Here is a 10,199-nt window from a genome sequence, read left to right on the forward strand (position 1 = left end):
TGCAACCCATTAGGCAGTCCACCCTCTCTGAAAATGCCGGCCCACCGGTAAACCATACCCATTGGAGGGAGGGGCGCCGTATCTCAGGCGGCGCGGCGGGCGGCCACACGGTCGCGAGCGTCGGCGCGCTCCAGCGCTCGGGCGACGAGGTCGTCGAACATCCCGCCGATGGGCGAGTCCGCCGTCTCGGTCCGACCGGCCAGGAGCGGACCTTCCATCAGGATCGATCCTTCCTCCCCCGGGCCGAGAACACGCCAGCCGCGGCTCTTCAACTCCGCAACGCGCGTCCGGGCAATGAACGCACGGACATGGTCGGGTGCCAGATGGTCCATCCTGTTCCCCCAATCGCTGTGCCGATTCTTGTGCCGATCGCTGCCGATCCCGGGCGGGCTTGCGGCGGATCGGCGGATCACTCGGCAAAGCCTACGGAAGAAAAACGAACGCAACAAGAACGAATTTGGAGAAACGCGAGGATTCCCGCCGAGTCGCCCAAGCTTCCGCTTTGGCCGCCCTTGCCCTGGGGGACGGCGCGCCAAAGATCAGGCGGGGGGGTGGGGTTCGCGACCGGCTCCCCCATGAAAACAAGCGGCGATCAGGAGAGTTCAGCCATGAGCGGTGTCCGCACCGAGACCGACAGCTTCGGCCCCATAGACGTTCCGGCCGATCGTTACTGGGGGGCGCAGACCCAGCGCTCCCTGCAGAATTTCCGCATCGGCGGGGAACGCATGCCGGTCCCGCTGGTGCGTGCGCTGGGCATCCAGAAGCGGGCCGCCGCCGCCGCCAACCTGAAGCTGGGGGTGCTCGATCCCAAGCTCGGCGCCGCCATCATGGAGGCGGCCGACGAGGTGATCGACGGCCGGCTGGCCGAGCATTTTCCGCTGGTGGTCTGGCAGACCGGCTCCGGCACCCAGACCAACATGAACGCCAACGAGGTGATCGCCAACCGCGCCATCGAGGCGCTGGGCGGCGTCATGGGATCGAAGACGCCGATCCATCCCAACGACCACGTCAACATGGGGCAATCGTCCAACGACAGCTTCCCCACCGCCATGCACATCGCGGCGGCCGACGAGATCCTGCGCAGCCTGATCCCGGCGCTGGAGCATCTGCGCACCGCGCTGGACGCCAAGGCCGACGCCTTCCAGGACATCGTCAAGATCGGCCGCACCCATCTCCAGGACGCCACGCCACTGACGCTGGGGCAGGAATTCTCCGGCTATGCGGCGCAGGTCTCCTACGGCATCGGCCGGATCAAGGGGGCGCTGCCGCAGCTCTACCGGTTGGCTCAGGGCGGCACCGCGGTCGGCACCGGGCTGAACGCCAGGCCGGGTTTCGCCGAGGCCTTCGCCGAAGAGGTGGCGGCCTTCACCGGCCTTCCCTTCGTCACCGCGGAGAACAAGTTCGAGGCGCTGGCGACCCATGATTCGCTGGTCGACGTGCACGGCCATCTGAACACGCTGGCGGTGTCGCTGATGAAGATCGCCAACGACATCCGCCTGCTGGGCTCCGGCCCGCGCTCGGGCATCGGCGAGCTGTCGCTGCCGGAGAACGAGCCGGGCTCGTCCATCATGCCCGGCAAGGTCAACCCGACCCAGTCGGAGGCGATGACGATGGTCTGCGCCCAGGTGATGGGCAACCAGACCACCGTCACCGTGGCCGGCGCCACCGGCCATTTCGAGCTGAACGTGTTCAAGCCGGTGATCGCCTTCAACGTCCTCCAGTCGATCCGCCTGCTGGCCGACGCGGCGATGAGCTTCACCGACAACTGCGTCGTCGGAATCGAGGCCAACCGCGACCGCATCGCCAAGCTGGTGTCCGACAGCCTGATGCTGGTGACGGCGCTCAACCCCCACATCGGCTATGACAATGCGGCGAAGATCGCCAAGAAAGCCCACAAGGAAGGGACAAGTCTAAAGGAGGCCGGACGGGAACTCGGACTCCTGACGGATGAGCAATTCGATCAATGGGTTCGCCCCGAACGGATGGTTGGTCCAGGCTAAGCTTGGGGTTAGGGTGGGGGTGAGTTGTCCCGGCCGTCCGGCCTTCCTCTGACCACCCCCATCCCCCACCGCGATGCGTTGAGTGACCATGAAGAAGCGTTCGGTCCTGATTGCCGGCCATCCCACCAGCGTCTCCCTCGAGGAAGAGTTCTGGGACGCCTTGAAATCGGTGGCGCAATTCCGCGGCCTGTCGGTGAACGCCCTGATCGAGGAGATCGACCAGACCCGCAGCGGCAACCTGTCCAGCTCCATCCGCGTCTATGTCCTGAAGGCGGTCCAGGGGCGGGGGGAATGAGGGGATCCCGCGGATAGCCGCAGGTGGACACCGGTCCGTCGTCGGCGTAAACGTCGGCACACACGCTTGCTGGCCTTCCGCCATCCGACAAGAACCCGCCGCCATGCCGTCCGCCATCATGCCCGCCGACCTCACCACCCTCGACATCGTCGCCTTCGTCTGGTTCGTCGGCTCCTGGGTCGGCTTCACCGTCAGCCAGCATCATCGGCTGTATGGCCGCAATGCGGTCAACCAGCATCTGAAGATCGTGCGCCGCCATTGGATGGAGCGGATGCTGGAGCGCGAGAACCGCATCATGGATGCGCAGCTGTTCGGCCACACCATGCACAGCTGCACCTTCTTCGCCTCCACCAACATGCTGGTGCTGGCCGCCCTGATCGGGTCCTTCGGTGCGGCGGAGCGGGCGCAGCAGGTCGTCTCCGGCCTGTCCTTCACCGTCCAGACCTCGCACCAGCTGTTCGAGATCAAGATGATGCTGATGGTGGTGATCTTCACCTTCGGCTTCTTCAAGTTCACCTGGGCGCTTCGCCAGTACAATTACTGCTGCGCCCTGATCGGTTCGGCCCCGATGCCGCCGATCCCGCCGGAAGACCGCAAGGTCATGGCCCAGACCATCGGCGAAGCGCTGACGCTGGCGATCACCGCGCTGAACGGCGGGATCCGCGCCTATTACTTCGCGCTGGCGGCGCTGGCCTGGATCATCGGACCGATCCCGCTGATCGCGGCCTCCAGCGGCGTCGTCCTGGTCCTGACCCGCCGGCAGGCCTTCTCCGCCACCGAGAAGGTCATCCGCGTGCAGACCGAGTGGTTGGAAAGAAACGATTCAAGCAAAGCGAAATAATAAGTAAAATCCTACACGTTTTCTTGCGCATGCGACCAAATATCCTCTACCTGCCGGCGAGTTGCGGCGGCTAAGATCGGCGCATCGAAGGATCGCGCGACGACCTGCCGGCGCGGCGCAGAGCACAAGAGGGCGACAATGGACGCTGATACGGCATTGACCATCATGGAAGCCCTGGATCAGGCGGAGGCCCTGCTGAACCGGATGCACCTGCGCGACGGCTATGCCGGCAGCGATACGCTGGCCCGCAACCGGGAACTCCTGAACGCCGCGCGCGACCGGCTGGAACAGGTCCATAGCGTCGAAGGAATGGGCAGTTTCGACGACTGCGTCTTCGGCCGCTCTCCGGCGATGGCCTAGGCGGGTTTTGCAGGTATTCCGAGCCCGTCCATCTGTGGGTGGGTTCGGAATACCTGCTGAGAGTCCGCCCGATGCGTCCATGAGCATCTCGCGGACGGCGAAGGGCGGCACCGGTCGGTTTCAGCCCTTCAACAGCAGCTTGCCGCCGTTGCGCACCCGCGACCAGTCCTTGGCGAAATAGGCGAAGTCGCGGGACGGACGGCTGAACAGGAACCCCTGGGCCAGCGATACCCCCAGTCCGGTCAGCAGGTCGGCATGCACCGCCTCCTCGACCTGTTCGCCGATCAGGTCCAATCCAAGCTGGCGGCAGACGTCGACCATCGAGCGCAGCATCGCCATGTCGCGCGGGCTGTTGACGGCGCCGCGGACGAACTTCCCGTCGATCTTGGCGTAATCGGCCTGGATGCCGTACAGCGACTGGAAGCTGGTCGATCCGGCGCCGACGTCGTCCAGGCAGATGCGGAACCCGCTGCCGCGCAGTTTCTGCAGCACTTCGTTCAGCTTGGCGATATCGGTGACGACGACGGTTTCCGTCACCTCGATCAGCAGCTTCGCCGCCAGCTCGCCATAGGGGGCGACGACCGACTGGAACTGCTTGAGGAAGATCGGGCTCATCAGCGTCTTGGCCGACAGGTTGATCGCCACGTCCGGCAGCTTCGGCTCCTTGCGGAACTCCTTCAGCGTGTCCAGCACCGTCCGGGTCAGCAGCAGATCGAAATCGTAGATCAGCCCGACATCTTCGGCGAAGGTGATGAAGTCGGCCGGTGAACTCATCCCGTCGACACGGGTCAGCGCCTCCAGGTGATGGACGGCACCGGTGGCGATGTCGACGATGGGCTGGTAGACGACGATGAAGTCATGGTTGTCGATGGTCGCCCGCATCTGTCCGATGCGCTCCACCGCCCCGGCCATCAGGCGGTTGGCACCGTCCTCCAGGCTGGAGATGGTGAATTCGCCGCCTTGCGCGGAGGCGAAGGCCTGTACCGTATAGACCAGGGCGCGGGCGGCGTCGGCGGCATCCAGCCGGTCGTCGGCCATATCCAGCGTCCAGGTCCGGATGCCGCCGGGCAGGGCGCCGCCGGCCGCTTCGATGATCTGGGCGATGTGGCCCTGCACCTCACGCCCGTCGATGTCGGCGGCGTGGACGATGCCATAGCGATCGCCGGTCAGCTGGCCGGCACTGTCGCCGTCGGCGGAAATGCCGCGCAGATAGGCGTCAATGCCCTCGCGCACTTCCCCCGCGGCGCCTTCCGGCATCGCCTCCACCATCGCCTGCAGCCCTTCGACCAGCAGCAGGGTCAGCCCCTGGTCCAGCCCCCTCTCGCGGGTGGCCTGGATCCGCTCTTCCAGGATGCCGGCGAAGCCGCCCTGATCCAGCAGTTCGCCCTGCGTCGTGATCCCGGACGCCGTGCCTGCGCCGCCACTGCGCGCCGGAGCGGTCAGCAGAACCGTCAGGAACAGCGAGCCCGGACAGGAATCCAGCCGGCAGCCTCCCAGCAACGCCGGGAACTGCTGCCCGTCGAAGGCCTGGAACAGCACGCGCGACGGCTTGATGCGCGCCTTCTCCCGGATGCGATCGAACAGGACGCGGACGTATTTGCGGTCGCCCGGTGCCACCACCTCCATCAGGTTGGTGCCCACCAGGCCGCCCACCTCGCCCTTGGTCAGGCGGCAGCGGGCACCGGCGGAAAACAGGATGTTCCCCTGCGCGTCCGTCTCGATCAGCAGATCGGCGGCGGCGAAGGCGAAGCCGACGAACCGGTCCCTGTCCCGGCTCGATGTCGGACGGCGTGGCCCGGCCGCATTGGGGATCGGCGCCACGATCGGGCCGATCACGGGAGTGGCGCGTCCGGAATTTTCCTGCTGCAAGGGCATGGTCATGCGGCCGCAAATTACATCGAGGTTTAGAGAGTTTCAGGATGAATGCAACGGAGGGTAACCAATATCGGCCTGAGTTTGAAGAGAAACTGTGTCGGATAACCTTCGTCTTAAAACAAGTAATAATTTGTAACGTCTATTTCGAAAATGCGATCTAACTGCCGGTGCCTCGGCATATGCCATCCATCGTTAGGTTGTCGTTGCCGGAAACCTGAAGTCGTCATCCCCTCCCGGGACTGGGAGGCCTCGGATGCCGCCTGCGATACGCGGCGGTGGCCTCTGCGGACTCTTGCCCGGCTCCTGGATGGCCTCTGACCGGCCGTCTTGCGGCGGCCGTCCAGGAGAGGTCGGCCGGTGCGTCGGGTCAGGTGACTTCCACCACCGCGGGCTGGGCGGCGGTTTTCTGCTTCTTGAGCAGCAGCGCATTGAAACTCGCCTGCCCGGGCATTTCCACGAACCGGTAGGTCAGGGCGGAAACCGCGACCACCGTTCCCAGATAGGCGAGCGCGAGCACGTCCATCGCCCAGGGGGTGCCGAAGGAGATGAAGCGGGTCTCCTCGCCGTCGATCGCCTGTTCGACGAACATTGGCTGGCTCAGCAGCTTCTGCATCACGGTCGCGGCCTTCTGGTACAGGGCGACCACCAGCGCATGCACCATGTAGATCGAGTAGGAGCGGGCGCCCAGCCACTGGAACGGCCCCATCGCCAGCAGTCGCGAGAACGGCCCGCCCTCGAAGGCGAATACCCAGACCACGATGCCGAACAGCAGCGGCGAGGCGAAGGACAGGGCGCTGCCGCGCGCTGCAGCCACGAAGACGACCACCGCAGCCAGGCTGGCCGCCTCGATCGTCCCCGCCATCGGCAGCCGGGCCAGTCCGGCGTGGCGAGCGATCAGGAACAGCCGGTAGACGATATGCCCGGCGAAGAAGCCGTACAGGCAGCGGAAATACCCGAAATCGAAGCTGGCATCGATGAAGCGATCCGACCAACCCATGACGACGAAGGCGCCCGCGGCCGACAGCGCGACGGCGGCGGCGGTCACCACCCATGTACGGCGGGCCAGCAGGCAGAGCACGGCAAAGGTGAGATAGGCGAAGAACTCGGCGCTGATCGACCAGCTCGGCATGTTCCAGGTCAGTTCTTCCTCGACACCCAGGGAATGAACCAGGAAGAGGTTGCTGACGATCGACGAAGGGGCGAACCGCGCGGTGAAGGCCGCGGTCTCGCCGCTCATCGCCAGCGCCTTCACGATCTCAAGCGGAATGAAGGCGACGAGGGTGACCGCATGCAGGGGCCAGACGCGGCCCAGACGCCGAACCAGGAAACTCCCCGCCTTCGGGGCGGAGTTCAATCGTCCGACATAGGCGTGCGTGATGACGAAGCCGCTAAGAACGAAGAAAAAGTCGACAAACAAATAGCTGCCGCGGACGAACGGAACGGAATAATAGTATCCCAGGGCACTGAAGTGGAATAGGGCTACAAACAAAGCGCATAAACCGCGCCAACCGTCGAGCACTGGAAAACGCATCGTTTCTCTCCAAATCTTGCTATCAATCGGGTCAAGATCAGGCCAAATGCCGAACGGGAATCAAAACTTTGGCTGCGGCGGCTTATTATTTTTCTTGGATGACCAATAGGCGGCCGATTACCGATGAGTGAAAGTAGATGCCGGCCCCGCAACCGGGAAACGAAATTCCGATTTATTCCGAACGAAGCCACGCAGGTACCACCCGCAGGTTGCCTGACGTGCAACGCGCAATTTCTGGGGATCGCGGATTTTCCTGCTCGGGCGGGGCGGTCATATGGTCCTGGACGGGGCCTATCGCCGACGGTGCGACCTGCCGCACGGAGTAGACTTTCCGTCGCCTGCCGATTGCCGCCGGGGCGGTACGCCTCCTGCCCCCGCCGGCCGACCCTTCCCAAGCTTGTGCCGGGCCGCCCGGGCCGGCATTCTTCGGCCATCTCGTCGCGGCCGAAAAACCGGATGATGCCCATCCACCGGCGCAGCGCGTGCAGTGGCTGTACATCGGCCGTGGCGGGAACGAATTCCAATCCGGAAATTGCAAAGGCTCCGCCGACCGGTCCGGTCGCGGGGCCTCCGGGTCATTCCGGAAACCGGACAGTCAGCGCCGGCTGAACAGCCGGTTGACATGTCCCATCTTGCGGCCGGGCCGGGCTTCCGCCTTGCCGTAGAGGTGCAGGCGGGCGCCGGGCTCGGCCAGCAGTTCCGGCCAGCGCAGCACGTCGTCGCCGATCAGGTTGGTCATCTCGGCATCCGCCACCCGCTCCACCGAGCCGAGCGGCAGCCCGCAGACCGCGCGCACCAGCTGTTCGAACTGGCTGGTGGCGCAGGCATCCATGGTCCAATGGCCGGAGTTGTGCGGGCGCGGCGCCATCTCGTTGACCAGCACGGCGCCATCGGCGGTGACGAACATCTCCACCGCCAGCACGCCGACGAGATCCAGCGCCTCGGCGATGCGCCGGGCGATGCGGTCGGCCTCCGCCGCGGTTTCCGCCGACACCTTGTCCGGCGCGGCGGGGGCGATGGTGACGTCGAGGATGCCGTCCTTGTGCCGGTTTTCCACCGCCGGATAGGCGGTCATCGCGCCGTCGGCGCTGCGGGCGACGATCACCGACACCTCGCAGGCGAAGGTCACGAAGCCCTCGACGATGCCCTCCACGCCGGGCTTGCCGCCGCCGATGGCCGCCCAGGCCGCCGCCGGGTCGCTGCCGGCCTCCAGCCGCGCCTGCCCCTTGCCGTCATAACCCAGCCGCGTCGACTTCAGCACGCAGCGCGGGCCGATCTCCGTCAGCGCCCGGGCGACCTCTTCGGCGCTGCCGGCGGCCCGCCAGGGCGCCGTCGCGATACCGAGCCGGTTGACGAAGCTCTTCTCGGCGATGCGGTCCTGCGCCACCGACAGCACGTCGGGACCGGGATGCAGGTTGGTGAAGCGGCGCAGATGCTCGGCCGTGGCGACCGGCACGTTCTCCCACTCCAGCGTCACCACGTCGACCGAGCGGGCGAAGCGCTCCAGTGCCTCCAGGTCGTCCCAGTCCGCGACGGTCGACGCGGCGCTGACCTGCGCCGCCGGGCTGTCCGCCGCATCGGGGGCATAGACATGGGTCTTGTAGCCCAGCTGTGCCGCGGCCAGCGCCGTCATCCGGCCGAGCTGTCCGGCACCCAGCATGCCGATGGTGGAACCGGGGGCGAGGCGGGGCAGGGGCTTGCCGGTCATGATCGTCGGGCTTTCGTGCTGTCAGGCGGGGCGCTGTCGGGTCGGATCGCTGTCAGGCCGGATCGTCGACGGGGGCTTCGGCCACCGCGGCGGTCTGGCGGGCGCGCCAGCCGTCCAGCGCGTCGGCCACCGCCGGGTCCATCAGCGCGATGACCGAGCCGGCCAGCAGGGCGGCGTTGATGGCGCCGGCCTTGCCGATGGCCAGCGTGCCGACCGGAACGCCGCCGGGCATCTGCACGATCGACAGCAGGCTGTCCATGCCCTTCAGCGCGTGGCTTTCGACCGGAACGCCGAAGACCGGCAGCGGCGTCATCGACGCGGCCATGCCCGGCAGATGGGCGGCTCCGCCGGCTCCGGCGATCACCACCTTCAGCCCGCGCGCCTTGGCGGTGGTGGCGTAGTCCACCAGCCGCTGCGGGGTGCGGTGGGCGGAGACGATGCGGACCTCGTGCGGGACGCCCAGCGCCGCCAGAGTGTCGGCGGCGTGTTTCATCGTCGTCCAGTCGGACTGGCTGCCCATGATGATGCCGACCAGCGGCTGGGCGCCGGCAGCCGAAGGGGCGCTGTTCGGGGAGTGATCGGCGGACACGGCTTGGCGCTTTCCTCAAGGTCCGGAAAGCGGCGCATTATAGGAAGAGTCGGGCGGCTGTCCAGAGCCGCCAACCATGCCTCGGCCCCTGACCCGGCGGATCCGGGCCCGCGGCTGCGACATTCCGGCCCTTCCTGCGAAACATGGTTCCACCTATGGTGCCGTCATATATGGAAAGGATGGACGCCGATCGTTCCCATCGCCTCTCGCAAGCAGCGGATCCCTCGCATGACAGACACCGTCTCCGGCCAAGACCCCGATCGCGACCAGCGCCAAGAGCATCGCGACATCCGCACCGCGATGGCGGAGGAACGGATGGCCGCCGTCGGCATCGACGAGGCGTCGATCGAAACGCTGGTGCGGACCTTCTACGGCAAGATCATGAAGGACGAGGTTCTGGGTCCCATCTTCGGCCGCGCCATCACCGACTGGGAGCCGCATCTGCGCAAGATGATGGATTTCTGGTCGTCCATCGCCCTGCTGACCAAGCGTTACGACGGCCGGCCGATGCCGGTCCACATCTCACTGGGGCTGGAGCCGCAGCATTTCGAACGCTGGCTGGGTCTGTTCCGCGAGACTGCCCACGAGCTGTTCCAGCCCGACGGCGCCGACTTCCTGATCGCCAAGGCCGAAAACATCGCCCGCAGCTTCCAGATGGGGATCCAGTTCTTCACCGTGCCGAAGAAGGGCTGAACTCGCTTCTCCATCGAGAAAGCTGTCATTCCCACCTTCGATCCTGTGAAGAAATCGAACGCACATGAGAAAGTCCTGATTCGGTAGGCGCGCACGTCTCCCACTCGTCATCCCCGCGGAGGCGCTACGGGATGCACAGATCTCGCGCTTGCGGCAGGAAAAGCATCTTATCGTTGCGCATAGCCCCTCTCCCCTCGCGGGAGAGGGGGTGGGGTGAGGGGGTGCAAACTGAATTTCCCCAGCCTCCGGCCGGCCGCACCCCTTGTGTCTTTGAGTTTTGCTAGAAGAGAAGCCCTGGGGGGTGGGG

The 10,199-nt window shown here is 65.9% G+C and carries 10 protein-coding genes; 5 read left to right on the forward strand and 5 right to left on the reverse strand.

Annotation, left to right across the window (positions count from 1 at the left end):
- Positions 1 to 83: 83 nt before the first annotated feature.
- Positions 84 to 218: a hypothetical protein gene (locus JHL17_RS37570; protein ID WP_282189274.1), complete on the reverse strand. Its 135-nt coding sequence runs from the start codon at positions 216 to 218 to the stop codon at positions 84 to 86.
- Positions 219 to 608: 390 nt separating this feature from the next.
- On the opposite strand from JHL17_RS37570, the gene fumC reads away from it, so the two are divergent.
- The 4 genes from fumC to JHL17_RS04410 all read left to right on the forward strand — a co-directional run bounded on the left by fumC (position 609) and on the right by JHL17_RS04410 (position 3,496).
- Entirely contained in the window at positions 609 to 2,000 is a 1,392-nt protein-coding gene (fumC, locus tag JHL17_RS04395) for a class II fumarate hydratase (RefSeq protein WP_200190837.1), read from the forward strand.
- An 88-nt stretch (positions 2,001 to 2,088) separates the two neighbouring features.
- A complete protein-coding gene (locus JHL17_RS04400; protein WP_200190838.1) occupies positions 2,089 to 2,295 on the forward strand; it encodes a ribbon-helix-helix domain-containing protein in 207 nt (68 codons plus the stop codon).
- A gap of 103 nt (positions 2,296 to 2,398) precedes the next feature.
- Complete coding sequence (locus JHL17_RS04405) at positions 2,399 to 3,136, forward strand: DUF599 domain-containing protein (protein WP_247893306.1); 738 nt, start codon at positions 2,399 to 2,401, stop codon at positions 3,134 to 3,136.
- 138 nt (positions 3,137 to 3,274) lie between these two features.
- Entirely contained in the window at positions 3,275 to 3,496 is a 222-nt protein-coding gene (locus JHL17_RS04410) for a hypothetical protein (RefSeq protein WP_200190839.1), read from the forward strand.
- 120 nt (positions 3,497 to 3,616) lie between these two features.
- Here the strand turns inward: JHL17_RS04410 and JHL17_RS04415 are convergent, their stop codons facing one another.
- The 4 genes from JHL17_RS04415 to purE all read right to left on the reverse strand — a co-directional run bounded on the left by JHL17_RS04415 (position 3,617) and on the right by purE (position 9,199).
- On the reverse strand, positions 3,617 to 5,332 hold the full coding sequence (locus JHL17_RS04415) for an EAL domain-containing protein (protein ID WP_345773750.1): 1,716 nt from the start codon (positions 5,330 to 5,332) through the stop codon (positions 3,617 to 3,619).
- 406 nt (positions 5,333 to 5,738) lie between these two features.
- Positions 5,739 to 6,890, reverse strand: coding sequence for an acyltransferase family protein (locus JHL17_RS04420; protein ID WP_200190841.1), 1,152 nt, complete (start codon positions 6,888 to 6,890; stop codon positions 5,739 to 5,741).
- A 607-nt stretch (positions 6,891 to 7,497) separates the two neighbouring features.
- Positions 7,498 to 8,610 carry a 5-(carboxyamino)imidazole ribonucleotide synthase gene (locus JHL17_RS04425; RefSeq protein ID WP_200190842.1) on the reverse strand — a complete coding sequence of 371 codons (1,113 nt, stop codon included), beginning with the start codon at positions 8,608 to 8,610 and terminating at the stop codon, positions 7,498 to 7,500.
- Positions 8,611 to 8,662: 52 nt separating this feature from the next.
- Positions 8,663 to 9,199 carry a 5-(carboxyamino)imidazole ribonucleotide mutase gene (purE, locus tag JHL17_RS04430; protein ID WP_200190843.1) on the reverse strand — a complete coding sequence of 179 codons (537 nt, stop codon included), beginning with the start codon at positions 9,197 to 9,199 and terminating at the stop codon, positions 8,663 to 8,665.
- A gap of 228 nt (positions 9,200 to 9,427) precedes the next feature.
- Here purE and JHL17_RS04435 point away from each other — a divergent pair, with 228 nt between their 5' ends.
- Positions 9,428 to 9,892, forward strand: a complete 465-nt coding sequence (locus tag JHL17_RS04435; protein ID WP_247893308.1) for a group III truncated hemoglobin — start codon at positions 9,428 to 9,430, stop codon at positions 9,890 to 9,892.
- The last annotated feature ends 307 nt before the right edge of the window (positions 9,893 to 10,199 follow it).

The sequence above is a fragment of the Azospirillum endophyticum genome (assembly GCF_016595245.1).
Lineage (GTDB): Bacteria > Pseudomonadota > Alphaproteobacteria > Azospirillales > Azospirillaceae > Azospirillum > Azospirillum endophyticum.

Excerpts from the sequence above, each read along its gene's own strand:
- JHL17_RS37570 (WP_282189274.1), bottom strand. The coding sequence starts at position 218 with ATGGAAGGTCCGCTCCTGGCCGGTCGGACCGAGACGGCGGACTCGCCC.
- fumC (WP_200190837.1), top strand. The coding sequence starts at position 609 with ATGAGCGGTGTCCGCACCGAGACCGACAGCTTCGGCCCCATAGACGTT.
- JHL17_RS04400 (WP_200190838.1), top strand. The coding sequence starts at position 2,089 with ATGAAGAAGCGTTCGGTCCTGATTGCCGGCCATCCCACCAGCGTCTCC.
- JHL17_RS04405 (WP_247893306.1), top strand. The coding sequence starts at position 2,399 with ATGCCGTCCGCCATCATGCCCGCCGACCTCACCACCCTCGACATCGTC.
- JHL17_RS04410 (WP_200190839.1), top strand. The coding sequence starts at position 3,275 with ATGGACGCTGATACGGCATTGACCATCATGGAAGCCCTGGATCAGGCG.
- JHL17_RS04425 (WP_200190842.1), bottom strand. The coding sequence starts at position 8,610 with ATGACCGGCAAGCCCCTGCCCCGCCTCGCCCCCGGTTCCACCATCGGC.
- JHL17_RS04435 (WP_247893308.1), top strand. The coding sequence starts at position 9,428 with ATGACAGACACCGTCTCCGGCCAAGACCCCGATCGCGACCAGCGCCAA.